At 70.5% G+C, this 14,305-nt stretch carries 14 protein-coding genes; 8 read left to right on the top strand and 6 right to left on the bottom strand.

Annotated elements, in window-relative coordinates; translation table 11 throughout:
• Positions 1 to 2 precede the first annotated feature (2 nt).
• The 8 genes from QTI51_RS19565 to QTI51_RS19530 all read left to right on the top strand — a co-directional run bounded on the left by QTI51_RS19565 (position 3) and on the right by QTI51_RS19530 (position 7,332).
• Positions 3 to 1,196 carry an alpha-hydroxy acid oxidase gene (locus QTI51_RS19565; protein ID WP_286515175.1) on the top strand — a complete coding sequence of 398 codons (1,194 nt, stop codon included), beginning with the start codon at positions 3 to 5 and terminating at the stop codon, positions 1,194 to 1,196.
• Positions 1,189 to 2,061 (top strand): branched-chain amino acid ABC transporter permease, encoded by an 873-nt coding sequence (locus tag QTI51_RS19560; protein WP_353506539.1) that lies wholly within the window; start codon positions 1,189 to 1,191, stop codon positions 2,059 to 2,061. The genes QTI51_RS19565 and QTI51_RS19560 overlap by 8 nt, the downstream gene beginning before the upstream one ends.
• Positions 2,058 to 3,002, top strand: coding sequence for a branched-chain amino acid ABC transporter permease (locus QTI51_RS19555; RefSeq protein ID WP_286515172.1), 945 nt, complete (start codon positions 2,058 to 2,060; stop codon positions 3,000 to 3,002). The genes QTI51_RS19560 and QTI51_RS19555 overlap by 4 nt, the downstream gene beginning before the upstream one ends.
• A gap of 1 nt (position 3,003) precedes the next feature.
• Complete coding sequence (locus tag QTI51_RS19550; RefSeq protein WP_286515171.1) at positions 3,004 to 3,762, top strand: ABC transporter ATP-binding protein; 759 nt, start codon at positions 3,004 to 3,006, stop codon at positions 3,760 to 3,762.
• On the top strand, positions 3,759 to 4,469 hold the full coding sequence (locus QTI51_RS19545) for an ABC transporter ATP-binding protein (protein WP_116911271.1): 711 nt from the start codon (positions 3,759 to 3,761) through the stop codon (positions 4,467 to 4,469). Before QTI51_RS19550 ends, QTI51_RS19545 begins: the two co-directional genes overlap by 4 nt.
• A 10-nt stretch (positions 4,470 to 4,479) precedes the next feature.
• Complete coding sequence (locus tag QTI51_RS19540) at positions 4,480 to 5,574, top strand: enolase C-terminal domain-like protein (protein WP_286515169.1); 1,095 nt, start codon at positions 4,480 to 4,482, stop codon at positions 5,572 to 5,574.
• 112 nt (positions 5,575 to 5,686) lie between these two features.
• Entirely contained in the window at positions 5,687 to 5,989 is a 303-nt protein-coding gene (locus QTI51_RS19535; RefSeq protein WP_286515168.1) for a helix-turn-helix domain-containing protein, read from the top strand.
• Positions 5,990 to 5,991: 2 nt separating this feature from the next.
• A complete protein-coding gene (locus QTI51_RS19530; RefSeq protein ID WP_286515167.1) occupies positions 5,992 to 7,332 on the top strand; it encodes a type II toxin-antitoxin system HipA family toxin in 1,341 nt (446 codons plus the stop codon).
• Between the two features lie 36 nt (positions 7,333 to 7,368).
• Here the strand turns inward: QTI51_RS19530 and QTI51_RS19525 are convergent, their stop codons facing one another.
• From QTI51_RS19525 to iaaH, 6 genes are read right to left on the bottom strand one after another with little or no spacing between them, the layout of a single operon-like run.
• Entirely contained in the window at positions 7,369 to 8,265 is an 897-nt protein-coding gene (locus QTI51_RS19525; protein WP_165840401.1) for a LysR family transcriptional regulator, read from the bottom strand.
• A gap of 52 nt (positions 8,266 to 8,317) precedes the next feature.
• Entirely contained in the window at positions 8,318 to 9,013 is a 696-nt protein-coding gene (locus tag QTI51_RS19520) for an ABC transporter ATP-binding protein (protein ID WP_286515164.1), read from the bottom strand.
• On the bottom strand, positions 9,010 to 10,824 hold the full coding sequence (locus tag QTI51_RS19515) for a branched-chain amino acid ABC transporter ATP-binding protein/permease (RefSeq protein WP_286515163.1): 1,815 nt from the start codon (positions 10,822 to 10,824) through the stop codon (positions 9,010 to 9,012). Before QTI51_RS19515 ends, QTI51_RS19520 begins: the two co-directional genes overlap by 4 nt.
• A complete protein-coding gene (locus QTI51_RS19510) occupies positions 10,802 to 11,656 on the bottom strand; it encodes a branched-chain amino acid ABC transporter permease (RefSeq protein WP_286515161.1) in 855 nt (284 codons plus the stop codon). The genes QTI51_RS19515 and QTI51_RS19510 overlap by 23 nt, the downstream gene beginning before the upstream one ends.
• Before the next feature lie 7 nt (positions 11,657 to 11,663).
• Positions 11,664 to 12,812, bottom strand: a complete 1,149-nt coding sequence (locus QTI51_RS19505) for a substrate-binding domain-containing protein (RefSeq protein WP_286515160.1) — start codon at positions 12,810 to 12,812, stop codon at positions 11,664 to 11,666.
• 47 nt (positions 12,813 to 12,859) lie between these two features.
• Entirely contained in the window at positions 12,860 to 14,209 is a 1,350-nt protein-coding gene (gene iaaH / locus QTI51_RS19500) for an indoleacetamide hydrolase (protein ID WP_286515732.1), read from the bottom strand.
• Positions 14,210 to 14,305 lie beyond the last annotated feature (96 nt).

Raw genomic sequence — 14,305 nt, 5'->3', positions numbered from 1 at the left:
GCATGAAGCTCAATGCGAACGACCACCGCCGGCATGCACGCCGGCGGCTGCCCCGCTTCGTCTTCGACTACGTCGACGGCGGTGCGGACAACGAAGACTGCCTTCGCCGCAACACCGCCGACCTGGCCGGCCTGCACCTGCTGCCCACCGCCCTGCGTGACACCCGCCATGCCGACACCGGCATCACGGTGTTCGGGCGGCGCTGGTCGGTGCCCGCGGGTGTGGCGCCGGTCGGCTTCTCGGGGCTGGTGCGGCCGCACGGCGACACGCTGCTGGCCTGCGCCGCCGCATCGGCCGGCGTTCCGCACGTGCTGTCGACACCGTCGAACGACCGGCTCGAGGCCGTGCGCGAGGCCGCGCTGGCACGCAACCCCGAAGCCGTTCAGTGGATGCAGCTGTACGTGATGGGCGACCGCGCCATCGCCGAGCAACTGGTGCGCCGCGCGCGCCACGCCGGCTACGGCGCGCTGGTGCTCACGGTGGACGCGCCCGTGAGCGGCCTGCGCGAGCGCGACGTGCGCAACGGCTTCAAGCTGCCGTTTCGCTTCACGCCCTCGACGCTGCTCGACCTGGCGCTGCACCCGGCATGGTCGCTCGGCATGGCGATGCAGGGGCGCTCGCCTTCGTTCGTGAACCTGAGCGAATCGAACGATGGGGCCACTTCGCCGCAGGTGCAGGCCGCCCTGCTCTCCCGCACCATGGACCGCACGCTGGTGTGGGAGCACCTGGCCTGGCTGCGCCGCCTGTGGGACGGGCCGCTGGTCATCAAGGGCCTGCTGCACCCCGACGACGCACGGCGTGCCGTGTCGCACGGGGCAGACGCCATCGTGGTGTCCAACCACGGCGGGCGGCAGCTGGACGCGGCGCCCTCCACCATCTCGGTGCTGCCGCGCATGGTGGACGCCGTGGCCCGGCGCATTCCGGTGTTCGTGGACGGCGGCTTCCGGCGCGGCAGCGACGTGGTGAAGGCGCTGGCCACCGGCGCCACCGCGGCCTTCGTCGGCCGCCCCGCGGTGTGGGGCATGGCCACGGGCGCAGAAGCCGGCGCGCGCGGCGTGCTGGCGGCGCTGTCCGACGAAATCGCCCGCACCATGATCCTGATCGGCGCCGACCGCGTGGCCGACATCTCGCCGGAGCACCTGCTCGCCAACGCACGAGACCCAAAAGCCTTTCAAGCCGGAGACACCCATGGCTGACTTCATGCAATTCGTTTTTTCGGGGCTCACCACCGGCGCGATCTACGCGCTGGCCGCGCTGGGCTTCTCGCTGATCTACAACGCCAGCGGCGTCATCAACTTCGCGCAGGGCGATTTCCTGATGCTGGGCGCCATGGTCACCGCCGCCCTGCTGGGCGCGCACCTGCCCTACGGCGTGGCCATGGTGGGCGGGGTGCTGGCCACGGTGGCGGCGGGCCTGCTGCTGTACCGCCTGGCCATCAAGCCGGCGGGCGAGGCCAGCGTGGTGTCGCTCATCATCATCACCATCGGCGCGTCGATCTTCATCCAGGGCGTGGTGCAGATCGTGCTCGGCAAGAACCAGCAGACGCTGCCCGCGTTCAGCGGCGATGCCTCGCTGTCCATCCTCGGCGCCTACGTGCTGCCGCAGAGCCTGTGGGTGCTGGGCACGGCGGCCGTGCTGGTGGCGCTGTGCTTCGCCTTCTTCCGCTTCACGATGGTCGGCAAGGCGATGCTGGCGGTGGCGGCCAACGCGCTGGCGGCGCGCGCGGTGGGCATTCCGACCTCGCGCATCCTGCAGCTGTCGTTCGGCCTGTCGGCGCTGCTGGGCGCCGTGGCCGGCGTGGTGGCCGCGCCCATCACCACCACGGTGTACGACATCGGCCTGATGCTGGGCATGAAGGGCTTCGTCGCGGCCACGCTGGGCGGGCTGGGCAGCGCGGGCGGCGCGGTGGTGGGCGGGCTCATCGTCGGGCTGCTGGAGGCGCTGATGGCCGGCTACGTGTCGTCGGCCTACAAGGACGCGGTGCCGTTCGTGATGATCGTCTTCATCCTGCTGGTGATGCCGCACGGGCTGTTCGGCGCCAAGACTTCGGACCGCGTATGAACATCGCCAAGAGCGCTTTCCTGCGTCCCTCGCTGCTGGTGCTGGCCCTGGTGCTGGCGCTGCTGCCGCTGACCATGCCGAACAACTACGTGGCCGACGTTGCCGTGCGCATCGCGCTGGCGGCCATCGCGGCCATCGGGCTGAACCTGCTGATGGGCTTTGCCGGGCAGATCAGCATCGGCCACGCGGCCTTCGTCGCCATCGGCGCCTACGGCAGCGGCATCGTCACGGTGCGCTTCGGCTGGCCGCCGCTCGCGGCCATCGGCGGTGCGGCGGTCGGTGCGGCCGTGGTGGCCTGGCTCATCGCCAAGCCGATCCTGCGGCTCAAGGGCCATTCGCTCACCATGGCCACGCTGGGGCTGGGCGTGATCGTCAACATCGTGCTCATCAACGAGGTCGACTGGACCGGCGGGCCCGACGGCATGCCGGTACCGCCGCTGGTGGTGGCCGGCTTCGCGTTCGCGAAGGTGATGCACTGGTATGCGCTGGCCGCGGTGCTGCTGTGGCTGTCGGTGCTGCTGTCGCTCAACCTGTACGAGTCGCCCGCGGGCCGGGCGCTGCGCGGGCTCAACGGCTCGGAAGTGGCGGCGCGCGTGATGGGGGTGGACGTGGCGCGCTTCAAGGTGCGCGCCTTCGTGGTCTCGGCCGTGTTCGCGGCGGTGTCGGGCAGCCTCACGGCGCACTACCTGGGCTTCATCAGCCCTTCTCTCGCGGCATTCACCCATTCGGTGGAACTCGCGACCATGGTGGTGCTGGGCGGCATGGCCTCCACCTTCGGCGCGGTGCTGGGCGCCGCGCTGCTCACGGCGCTGCCGCAGTTGCTGGGGGGCTTGCACGGCTACGAAATGGTGTTCTTCGGCCTGGTGCTGATGCTCACCATGATGTTCCTGCCCAAGGGCCTGGTGCCCTCCATCGCGCAGCGGCTGCGCAGGAAGGCCTGACATGCTCGAAGTGAAGAACCTCAGCAAGTCCTTCGGCGGCGTGCACGCCATGCAGGACGTGAGCTTCAGCGTGCGCGGCGGCTCGGTGCATTCGGTGATCGGGCCCAACGGCGCGGGCAAGACCACGCTGTTCAACCTGATCAGCGGCGTGTACGAGCCCACGCGCGGCGAGATTTTGCTGAACGGCGAGAACGTGGCGGGCCTGGCGCCCGACCAGCTGGCGCGCCGCGGCATGAGCCGCACCTTTCAGAACCTGCAGATCTGCATGAATATGACGGCCTGCGAAAACGTGATGCTCGGTGCCCATCTGCACACGCGCAGCTCGCTGCTGGGCGGCATGACGGGCGCCACGCGCCGCGCCGACGCCGCGCTGCGCGAAGAGGCATTGCGCCTCATCGACTACGTGGGCGTGGGCCACCATGCCCACGCGCATGCCACGCAGCTGTCTTTCGGGCTGCTGAAGCGCCTGGAAATCGCGCGCGCGCTGGCCAGCAAGCCGCGCATCCTGCTGCTCGACGAACCCGCCGCCGGCCTGAACGACACCGAGACGCACGAGATCACCGAGCTCATCCGAAGCATCGCCGCCTCGGGCGTGACGGTGCTGCTGGTGGAACACGACATGAAGCTGGTCATGAACATCTCCGACCACCTGCTGGTGCTCGACTACGGCCGCAAGCTGGCAGAAGGCACGGCCGCCGAGGTGCGCGCCAACCCGCAGGTGATCGCCGCCTACCTGGGCACGGAAGCGGAGGCCGCATGAGCGATACGGCACTGGAGGTACGCGGGCTCTTCGCGGGCTACGGCCGCATCGAAGCGCTGCACGGCATCGACCTGCGCGTGGGGCAAGGCGAACTGGTGGCGCTGGTGGGCGCCAACGGCGCGGGCAAGACGACGCTGCTGCGCGCGGTGTCGGGGCTCATCAAGGCCAGCGCCGGCAGCGTGACGCTGTTCGGCCGCGAGATCGGGCGCGACAGCGCGGACGCGCGCGTGCGCGCGGGCCTGTCGCAGGTGCTCGAGGGGCGGCAGGTGTTCGGGCCGATGTCGGTGCAAGACAACCTGCTGCTCGGCGGCTACACCCGCCCCGACGGCCGGCAGCAGCGCCTGGCCGAGATGTACGCGCTGTTCCCGGTGCTCGAAGAAAAGCGCCTGCTCGCCGCCGGCACGCTCTCGGGCGGCCAGCAGCAGATGCTGGCCATTGCACGCGCGCTGATGAGCGAGCCCAAGGTGCTGCTGCTCGACGAGCCGTCGATGGGGCTGGCGCCGCTGCTGGTGAAGGAGATCTTCGGCGTGATCGCCAGGCTGAAGGCGCGCGGCATCCCGATCTTGCTGGTGGAGCAGAACGCGCACGCCGCGCTGTCGGTCGCGGACGTCGGCTACGTGCTGGAAACCGGCGCCATCGCGCTCGGTGGCCCCGCGGCGCAGTTGCTGCGCGACGAGCGCGTGAAGGCCGCCTACCTGGGACTGTGACATTCAAGCCATGAACATTTCCCTAGACAGCAGCCTGCTCGTCACCGATGTGCAGGCGCGCGCGGTCAACGTGCCGCTGGAGCACCCGGTGCGCACCAGCGTCGGCGTGGTGGCGACGGCGCCGCTGGTGCTGATCGACCTGTACACCAACCAGGGCGTGGTCGGCCACGCCTATGTGTTCACCTACACGCCGCTGGCGCTGCGGGCCACGCGGCGCATGCTGCTGACGCTGGGCGGCGTGCTGAAGGGCCAGCCGCTGGCGCCTGTGGATCTCGACCATTTGCTGGCGCAGCGCCTGCGGCTGCTGGGGCGCACAGGCATTGCGCTCATGGCCAGCGCGGGGCTGGACATGGCCGCGTGGGACGCATTGGCCAAGGCCCGCGGCGTGCCGCTGGTCGAACTGCTGGGTGGCAGCCGCCGCGCCATCGAGGCCTACGACAGCCACAGCATGGACGGGCGCGAGCTGGGCATGGCGCGCGCCGAAGGCGCCATGCGACAGGGCTTCCGGGCCATCAAGACGAAGATCGGCTACGCCACGCTGGCGGAGGACCTGGCCATCGTTCGCGCGCTGCGCGGCGTGGTCGGCAACGACATGCAACTGCTGGTCGACTACAACCAGGGGCTTTCGGCGCCCGAGGCGGTGCGCCGCATTCGCGCGCTGGAAGACGAAGGCATCGGCTGGGTCGAGGAGCCCACGCTGCAGGAAGACTATGCGGGCCATGCGCGCATCCGGGAGAAGGTGCGCCTTCCCATCCAGATGGGCGAGAACTGGTGCGGCCCCGACGAAATGGCCAAGGCGCTGCAGGCCGGCGCCTGCGACCTGGCGATGCCCGATGCCATGAAGATCGGCGGCGTCACGGGCTGGCTGCGCGCGGCGGCTTTGGCGCAGGCGCATGGGGTGCCGATGTCGAGCCACATCTTCCAGGAGGTCAGCGTGCACCTGCTGGCCGTGACGCCCACGCGCCACCTGCTGGAGCGCATGGACCTGGCGGCGCCTGTGCTGGCGCAGCCGCTGGCGTTCGAGAACGGCACGGCAACTGCGCCGGCCGAGCCGGGCACGGGCATCGGCTGGAACGAGGAAGCGGTTCGCCAGTACCTCGTCTAGGCATCGATTACCCACTTGACGGGTATTTATTTGAATACCCATTTCATGGGTATTTTGACAAATACCCATCACATCGATAAGCTGGTGGTTACCCACTCCATCGGTAACCACCATGCAGCAAGTTCTATCGGTCCCCTCGCAGCTCGGCGTGCTGCTCAAGGCCGCCCGCAAGGAGGCGGGCATCTCCCAGGTGAAGCTGGCCGAACGCCTCGGCATCAGCCAGAGCCGCATGTCCCACATGGAGCTCAACCCCGGCTCGGTGAGCCTGGAGCAGCTGCTGGCCCTGTTCGGCGTGCTGGGCCTCGAAATGCTGGTCGGCTCGAAGAACCCGGGCAGGCTCTCGGCCTACGCGACAGGCGCCGACCCGGCCGGCCCACGGCATGTCGCCAACGAGCCGCCTGCATCGGAATGGTGAGCATGGCGCGCACACCGAACATGCCGGCGCTTTCCATCTGGGCCAACGGCGAGCGCGTCGGCACCTGGCGCATTCCCGCGCGGGGCGCCGACGAGCTGAGCTACGACGACGCCTGGGTCGGCTCTGCCACGGGGCGCCCGCTCTCGCTGTCGCTTCCGCTGGTGGGCGGCTTCACCCACAAGGGCCCGGTCGTCCAGAACTACTTCGACAACCTGCTGCCCGACAGCCAGCCGATTCGCGAGCGCATCGCCAGCCGCTTCCGAACGCGCACGACCCAGCCCTTCGACCTGCTGCAGGCCATCGGCCGCGATTGCGTGGGCGCCATCCAGTTGCTGGGCGAAGACGACGGCCCGGCGAGCGTCGACCGCATCGAGGGCGACCCGATGAGCGAGGCCGATGTCGAAAAGCTGCTGCAGCAAACCGTCGACCCGGGCAGGTTCGCGGCGCAAACGGCGCCAGAAGACGAGCTGCGCATATCCCTGGCCGGTGCCCAGGAAAAGACGGCGCTGCTGTGGCACCAAGGCCAGTGGGTGCGCCCGCATGGCTCCACGCCCACCACGCACATCCTGAAGCTGCCGCTGGGGCTGGTCGGCCATCGCAAGGCCGACTTCACCACGTCGGTGGAAAACGAATGGCTTTGCCTGAACATCCTGCAGGAGTACGGCGTTTCCGTTCCCCGCACCGCCATCCTGCGCTTCGGCGCGCAGAAGGTGCTGGCCGTCGAGCGCTTCGACCGCCGGCTGCATTCGTCCGGCAACTGGTGGCTGCGCCTGCCGCAGGAAGACTTCTGCCAGGCCCTGGGCAAGCCGTCGCATCTGAAGTACGAGGCCGACGGCGGCCCCGGCATGATCGACCTGGCGGGCGTGCTGCGAAGCTCGCTCGATGCCCAGCAAGACCTGGGCACGCTCATTACCGTGCAACTGCTTTTCTGGATGCTGGGCGCGCCCGACGGGCACGCGAAGAACTTCAGCATCGCGTGGCTGCCGATGGGCCGCTACCGGCTGACGCCGGTGTACGACGTGATGTCGATCTGGCCGGTGGAGGGCAAGGGCCACAACCAGTTTTCCAGGCACGAGGCCAAGCTGGCCATGGCGCTGGTAGGCAAGAGCAAGCACTACCAGTTCAAGGCCATCCAGCGGCGGCACTTCAACGCCATGGCGCAGAAGTGCCACTACGGGCCCGATGCCGAAGACCTCATCCAGCGCGTGCTCGCGGCAACGCCGGGTGTCATCGAGCGGGTCGGGGCGCGCCTGCCGGCGCAGTTTCCGGCCGAGGTGTCGGGCCCGATCTTCGAAGGGCTCGCGCGCTCGGCCCGAACGCTGGACAAGATGTCGGCCTTCTAGCAAGCCGTCAGCGGTGATGGCCAGCGGCCCGCTCCCTCAAAGCTTGCCGAGCGTCTGCACGATCTCTTCCACCAGCCAACGGTGCGCGGCGCTGTATTCGTGCCGCGCATGCCAGTGCGCCTGCACCTGAAAGTCGGGCAGCGGCACGGGCAGCGCCAGCGCCTTCAGCCCACCCTGCCTCACGTACAGCTCCGCCACCCGCGAAGGCAGCAGCACCAGCAGGTCGCTTTGCGACAGCAGCTGCGGCAGCACGGTGAACTGGGGCACGCGCGCCACGATGTTGCGGTTGATGCCGCGCTCGGCCAGCGCCTCCTCGATCAGGAAGTGGCCCGAGCGCGGCGACGACACCATCACGTGCCGCGCCGAAGAAAACTCCTGCAGGCTCATGCGCTCGCCGATGGTCGGGTGGTTGGCCGACATCAGGCACACGTAGTGTTCGCGAAACAGCAGCGCGCTGCGCATGTGCGAGGCCAGCGCCGGGATGTTGCCGATGGCCATGTCCAGCCGCCCGGCCGACAGGTCTTCGCCCAGCGCATCGGCCATCTGCACGATGTCGATCTCGATGCGCGGCGCCGACTCCTGGAACTTGCGCAGCAACGGCGGCACGAAATACAGCACGCCGATGTCCGACATGGCCAGGCGAAAGCGCCGTGTCGAGCGCTTGGGGTCGAAGGCGGTGTGCAGCTCCAGCGTGCCTTCCACCGAGGTCAGCGCCTCGCGGTAGCGCTGGAACAGCTGGTCGGCCAGCGTGGTCGGCACCAGGCCGCCGGTGCCGCGCGTGAAGAGCCGGTCTGCATACACCTTGCGCAGCTTTGCCAAGCCGTAGCTGATGGTCGGCTGCGTCACGTCCAGCCGTTCGGCCGCCTGCGTGACGCTGCGCGTTTCATGGATCGCGACGAACACGCGAACGAGGTTGAGGTCGAGGTGGCTCATGGGTCTTGGCGGAGGCTGGAATGTGCCACAGACCGCACGGGCTCGCGCGGGGTCAGACCACCAGGTGCCGCTCCAGCGTCTCGCGCGGCAGGTCGGCCGCGGCGCCCGCGAGCGAGCATTCGCCATGGTCGATGGCCAGGATGTCGTCGGCCACCGCCAGGAGGAACTCCAGGTTCTGCTCGACGATGACAAAGGCCGCGCCCTGCGCCTTTCGCGCGCGCACCAGCGTGGCCATGCGCTCGATGTTCTCGGGCTGCACGCCCTCGGTCGGCTCGTCGAGGATGGAGAGCGGCGCGCGCAGCCCCAGGGTGCGCGTGAACGACAGCAGCTTGCGCTCGCCGCCGCTGAGCGAGCCCGCGCGCTGGCCCATGCGCTCGGCCAGCCGCGGGAACGCGGCCAGCCCGTCGGCATAGCGCGTGGCGTCGCGACCGCGCAGGTGCAGCCACAGGTTCTCGGCCACGCTGAGGTCGCCGAAGACCACGTCTTCCTGCGGCGCGTAGGCCATGCCGGCGGCCAGGCGCTGCTGCGGCGGCACGTGCGCCAGGTCGCGCCCGCCGAGCGTCACGCGGCCCTGCTTCAGCGGCAGGAAGCCGGTGAGCGCGCGCATCAGCGTGGTCTTGCCCACGCCGTTGCGGCCCAGCACGCCGAGCACCCGGCCCGGGCCGACCCCACCCGCCAGGCCGCGCAGCACCATGGTGTCGCCGTAGCCGCAGACCACGTCCGCAAAGTCGAGCAACGCCTCGCTCATTTGCGTGCTCCCGCGTACACCGCGCGCACGGCCGGGTCGGCCTGTATCTGCGCCAGCGGGCCGCGCGCCAGCAGCTTGCCCTGGTGCAGCACGTAGACCTCGCCGCCGATGGAGGCCACCGCGCTGATGTCGTGCTCGATGACCAGCGCGGCCGCGCCGAGGCGGCCGGTCGCGGTCTTGATGGCCTCGATCATGTGGTGCGTCTCGCCCGGCGAAAGCCCCGCGCAGGGTTCGTCGAGCAGCACCAGGCGCGGCTGCGGCAGCATGGTCATCACGAACTCCAGCGCCTGGCGCTCACCCTGCGACAGGCTGCCCGCCGGTGACTGCAACTGCCTGGCGAGCGAGGGGAACAGGCCCAGCAGCTCGCCGCGCAAGGCGCTGTCCCATGCGAGCGGCGCGCGCTGCAACGACGCGGCCGGGCGCATGCGCCCGGCCCACAGCGCGACGTCGAGGTTCTGGCTCACGCTCAAGCCCGGGAACACCGATGGAATCTGCAGCTTGCGCCCCACGCCCTGTCGCGCCACGCGCCAGGCGGTGGCGCCCGAAATATCGACGCCGTCGAGCAGGATGCGCCCGGTGCGCAGCGGCAGCCGGCCGGTCATCACGTTGAAGGCCGATGTCTTGCCCGCGCCGTTCGGGCCGATCACGCAGCGCAGGCCGGGGCCCTGCAGGTCGAAGGCAAGGCCGTCGAGGATGCGCACGCCGCCCTGCGCGCAGGCGACCTGCTCGAATACGAGGCGCACGTTGGCCGAATGCGCGGGCACCGGCGGTGCCAGGGTTCGCGGGAGCGATGCGGCTTCGTCGGGCGCGCTGAAGGGCTTGAAGCGCCGCCCCATGCCGGCCAGCCCCGCCAATCCGTCCGGCAGAAAGCGCACGACCACGATGAAGATCGCGCCCACGGCCACCTCCCAGTAGGCGAAGTGATCGCGCAGCTCCGACGACGCATAGCCCACGAACACCGCGCCCAGCAACGCGCCCAAGGGGCTGGCCTTGCCGCCGACCGCCGCCCAGATGACGAACTCCGTCGACAGCACGAAGCCCATGGTCAGCGGCGTGACGATGCCCTGGTGCATCGCGAACAGCACGCCGGCCAGCGCCGCGAGCATCGCCGAGAAAGCGAAGGCCACCGCCTTGATGCGGTCGGTGGCATAGCCGAAGAGCTGCAGCCGCTCTTCGTTCTGCGCCAGCGCGCTCCACAGCAGGCCCAGCGGGCGGCGCAGCACGCCGCCCAGCAGCAGCGTGGTGCCCAGCGCGCATGCGGCCACCACCCAGTAGAAGCTGCTGTAGCGCTCGGTGCCGGGCAGTTCCGGAATGTCGGCCATGCCGTTGAAGCCGCCCGTGACCGCGCTCCATTGCTGCGCCGCGAGAAAGCCGAGCATGGTCATCGCCAGCGTGATGAGCGAGAAGAACGGCCCGCTGCGGTGGCTGCGCGCGAACACCGGCCGCGCCGTCAGGTAGGCCAGTGCCGCGGGCAGCAGCAGCGCCAGTGGCAAGGCGGCGTACCACGCCGGCTGCTGCTGCGCGGCCTTCAGCGTGCCGCCGGCCAGGTAGGCCCCCAGCCCGAAGAACAGCGCATGGCCCAGCGGCAGAAAGCCCAGCCGGCCCCAGCACAGCGCCACGCCCTGCGTCGCGATGCCGTAGATGAGGAACAGCGCGATCTGGTAGGCGATGAAGTCGTTCGACACGAAAGGCAGCGCCACCAGCGCCAGGCCGAGCAGCCAGGGGCCCGCGACGGGCATGCGCCAGCGCGATGCGCCGGACCGAACGGGTCGCGCCGACAGCGTGGAATCAACGGCGTCCAAAGAGTCCATTCGGTTTCAACCAGAGAAAGAGGATCGACAACACCAGCACCACCGCATAGCCGCTGGTCTGGCCCGCGATGCTGCTGACGACCGACTGCGTGCCGCCGATGACGCCCACGCCGCCACCGAAGCCGCCCAGCGTGCCCAGGCCGCCGACCACCAGCACGAAGAAGGAGTCGAGCAGGTAGTCGACACCGATGCCGGGCTCTATGCGCACCAGCGGCGCCAGCAGCACACCCGCCGCGCCGGCCAGCACCACGCCGATGACGAAGGTTTGCGAGGCAAGCCGGCGCGTGTCGATGCCCAGCGCCTGCGCGAGCACGGGGTTGCCCGTCATGGCGCGCACGCGCAGGCCCATGGTGCTGCGCCGGTACCACAGCGCCAGCGCCACCATCAGCACCACGGCCAGCGCAATCAATGCCAGCCGATAGCCCGGGTACTGCACGCCGCCCAGCGACACCGGCGCACCCAGCGTGCTTTCGATGTTGCGGTAGCCGCGCCCGTACACCGCCTCCACCGTCTTGCGCATGACCATGGCCAGGCCCCAGGTGGCCAGCAGGGTGTCGAACGGGCGCGCGTACAGCGGGCGAATCAGCCAGCGCTCCACCGCGTAGCCCAGCACGCCGCACACCCCCATCGCCAGCGGCATGGCCGTGGCGATGGGCCAGCCCCACGACTGCACGGTGACGACGGCGTAGGCGCCCAGCATCACGAACTCGCCGTGCGCCATGTTCATCACGCCGAGCAGGCCGAACACCACCGCCAGCCCGAGCGTGGTGAGGCCCAGCGTGGCCAGCGCGTAGGCCAGGTTCAGCGCGTGCAGCAGCCAGCTGGTGTCCATGGCCGCGTCACACCTTGCAGGTCTGGCCGGAGGCGATGTGCGCGAAGGTCTTCACCACGCGGAAGCCCTTGTCACCGACATCGGCCAGGTAGATGTCCTGGTCCACGTGCCGCGCATGCATGGTCACCGCGCCGCGCGGGCCGCTGTAGCTCGCGCCTTCGCTGGCCGGCTCCATCTTCGCCACGTCGAGCGACTTGGCGCGCGTGGCAATGGCCTCCAGCATCAGGAAGCCTTCGTACACCGATTCGGCCAGCCCGTTGAGCGCTGGCGCCTGCGCGCCGAAGCGCTTGAAGTACGCCTCCGAGAAGGCCTTGGCCGCGGGCGTCTCGATGTTGGCGAAGTAGCCCGCGCTGGAGTACAGGTTGCGCGCGTTAGCCAGGCCGATGCCGGCCAGCGTGTTCTCCTCGAGCAGCGAGCCCAGGCGGATGGCCTTGTCGGCCAGCCCGAAGCTCGCGAAGGCCTTGTTGAAGGTGACCGAGGCACCGCCCATCAGCGACACCAGCACCGCGTCCGCCCCGCTGTCGCGGATGCGCGCGAGGCTGGAGTCGAAGTTGTCGGCGGTGAAGGGCAGGTATTCGTCGCCCACCACCTGCGCGCCGGTCTGCGCGATGTAGCCCTTGGCCGCGGCGTTGGTGTTGCGGCCCCAGATGTAGTCGTTGCCGATCAGGTACCACTTCTTCGGCTTGCGCTCGGCCGCGAGCCAGGGAATGACGGGCGCGAGCTGCTGCGCGGGCGTTTCGCCGTTCACGTAGGTGCCGCGCGCGCACTCGCCGCCTTCGTACACCGGCGTGTAGAAGTACGGCACCTGGCCCTTGAACAGCCCCACCAGCGCGCCGCGCACGGCGCTGTCGTGCATGCCGATGACCGCCTGCGCGCCCTGCCCCTTCCAGAGCTTGAGCGCGGTCTGCGAGGCCTCGGCCGGCGGCAGGCCCGCGTCGCCGAACAGCGGGTTGATGGTGCGGCCCAGCACGCCGCCGCGTGCGTTGATCGTCTGCACGGCCAGTTCGGCGCAGGCCTTGGCCGACGGGCCGAAGAGCCCGGCGGGCCCGCTCATGGGCAGAATCACGGCCACGTTGAGCGGCGACGCCGCGCGCACGCCCGCCGCGCTGGCGGCCGCGGCGGCTGCAAGGCCGTGGAGGAAGGTACGACGGTCCATGGGAACTCCTGGTTGGAATGAAAAAGGACGAAGCAGCGCAGGCGCGCTCAGCGCAGCCAGGGCGCGGACGGCAACGGCGGCAGCACCGCCTCCACCGCGGCGGCCAGCGCCAGCAGGCCGCGGTCGCTGCCGGCCGGCCCGTCGAGCCCCAGGCCCACGGGCAGGCCGCCCGCCAGCCCGGCGGGCAGGGTCACGCCCGGAATGCCGGCGTTGCTGCCCGGGTCGGTGTTGCGGATGAAGGCGGAGAAGGTGGGCAGCGCTTGGCCGTTCAACTGCACAGTGACGTCGTGCCCCACCGGCGCGGCCGTGAGCGGCGTGGTGGGGAACAGCAGCGCCCGCACGCCGTGCGCCGCGAAGGCCTCGGCGTACGCGGCCTGCAGCCCGCGCCGCGCCTGCAGCGCATGCGCGTAGATGGCCTCGGGCACCGCGCCCTCGCCCATCAGCGGCTGCACGATGGCGGCCACGTCGGGGCTGCCGATGGCGTCGACCAGCCGCCGCAGGCTCACGCCGCGCTGCGCGTAGCGAAGGTAGTCGCCCATGTCCCGGATGAACTCGTACAGCGCGATCGGAAAACCCGCCGCCTCGTTGAAGCCCGCGAGCGCCGGCAGCGGCACCTCGACCAACTGCGCGCCGGCGCTGCGCAGGCGCTCGATGGCCTCCTGCGCCACGCCGTGCACGCCCGGCTCCAGCCCTTCCCAGAAGCCCGGGCCAGGAAGGCCCAGCCGCACGCCCTGCAAAGACACGGGCACCAGCGGCTGCGCGCTGCCGCTGAGCACGCCGTCGAGCAGCGCGCAGTCTTCCACGCTGCGCGCAATGGGCCCCGCCGTGTCGCGCGTCAGCGAGATGGGCGCGATGCCCCGGCCCGGCACGCGCCCGGTCGTCGGGCGCAGGCCGACCACGCCGCACAGCGCGGCAGGCACGCGCACCGAGCCGCCGGTGTCGGTGCCGATGGCCGCGGGCACCAGCCCGGCGGCCACCACCACGCCCGAGCCTCCGCTGCTGCCGCCCGGAATGCGCGAGGGCTCCCACGGGTTGCGCGCGGCGCCGGTCACGCTGTTGTTGGTGGTGATGCCCATCGCCAGCTCGTGCATGTTCGCCTTGCCGGCAATCAACGCACCGGCCTTGCGCAGGCGCTGCACCACTTCGGCGTCGTGCTGCGGCTGCATGCCGGCCAGCGCCCGCGTGCCCGCCGCGCTGGGCAGGCCCACGGCGTCGATGTTGTCCTTGAGCGCCACCGGCACGCCCAGCAGCGCCAGGTCTTCGCCCGCCGCGATGCGCGCGTCGGCTTGCCTGGCCTGGGCGCGCAGCGCCTCGGCGTCGAAGGCGACGTAGCCGTTCAGCGCGGCGTGCGCCTCGGTGCGCGCGATGAGCGCGTCGGCCAGGTCCACGCTGCGCAGCGTGCCGTGGGGGGGGGGCGGGGGGGGCGGGCGGGGCGCCGGCGGGGGGGGGGGGGCCGGGGGTGTGGGGGGGGGGGGGGGGGTGGTTTGGGTGGG

The organism is Variovorax sp. J22G73, assembly GCF_030317035.1.
Classification (GTDB): Bacteria; Pseudomonadota; Gammaproteobacteria; order Burkholderiales; family Burkholderiaceae_C; genus Variovorax.
Note: the sequence above shows the minus strand (reverse complement) of the source record. Positions and strands in the feature narration are given on the sequence as shown.

Excerpts from the sequence above, each read along its gene's own strand:
- QTI51_RS19515 (WP_286515163.1), bottom strand. The coding sequence starts at position 10,824 with ATGGACTCTTTGGACGCCGTTGATTCCACGCTGTCGGCGCGACCCGTT.
- QTI51_RS19535 (WP_286515168.1), top strand. The coding sequence starts at position 5,687 with ATGCAGCAAGTTCTATCGGTCCCCTCGCAGCTCGGCGTGCTGCTCAAG.
- QTI51_RS19545 (WP_116911271.1), top strand. The coding sequence starts at position 3,759 with ATGAGCGATACGGCACTGGAGGTACGCGGGCTCTTCGCGGGCTACGGC.
- QTI51_RS19525 (WP_165840401.1), bottom strand. The coding sequence starts at position 8,265 with ATGAGCCACCTCGACCTCAACCTCGTTCGCGTGTTCGTCGCGATCCAT.
- QTI51_RS19520 (WP_286515164.1), bottom strand. The coding sequence starts at position 9,013 with ATGAGCGAGGCGTTGCTCGACTTTGCGGACGTGGTCTGCGGCTACGGC.
- QTI51_RS19550 (WP_286515171.1), top strand. The coding sequence starts at position 3,004 with ATGCTCGAAGTGAAGAACCTCAGCAAGTCCTTCGGCGGCGTGCACGCC.
- QTI51_RS19510 (WP_286515161.1), bottom strand. The coding sequence starts at position 11,656 with ATGGACACCAGCTGGCTGCTGCACGCGCTGAACCTGGCCTACGCGCTG.
- QTI51_RS19555 (WP_286515172.1), top strand. The coding sequence starts at position 2,058 with ATGAACATCGCCAAGAGCGCTTTCCTGCGTCCCTCGCTGCTGGTGCTG.
- QTI51_RS19560 (WP_353506539.1), top strand. The coding sequence starts at position 1,189 with ATGGCTGACTTCATGCAATTCGTTTTTTCGGGGCTCACCACCGGCGCG.
- QTI51_RS19540 (WP_286515169.1), top strand. The coding sequence starts at position 4,480 with ATGAACATTTCCCTAGACAGCAGCCTGCTCGTCACCGATGTGCAGGCG.
- QTI51_RS19505 (WP_286515160.1), bottom strand. The coding sequence starts at position 12,812 with ATGGACCGTCGTACCTTCCTCCACGGCCTTGCAGCCGCCGCGGCCGCC.
- QTI51_RS19530 (WP_286515167.1), top strand. The coding sequence starts at position 5,992 with ATGGCGCGCACACCGAACATGCCGGCGCTTTCCATCTGGGCCAACGGC.
- QTI51_RS19565 (WP_286515175.1), top strand. The coding sequence starts at position 3 with ATGAAGCTCAATGCGAACGACCACCGCCGGCATGCACGCCGGCGGCTG.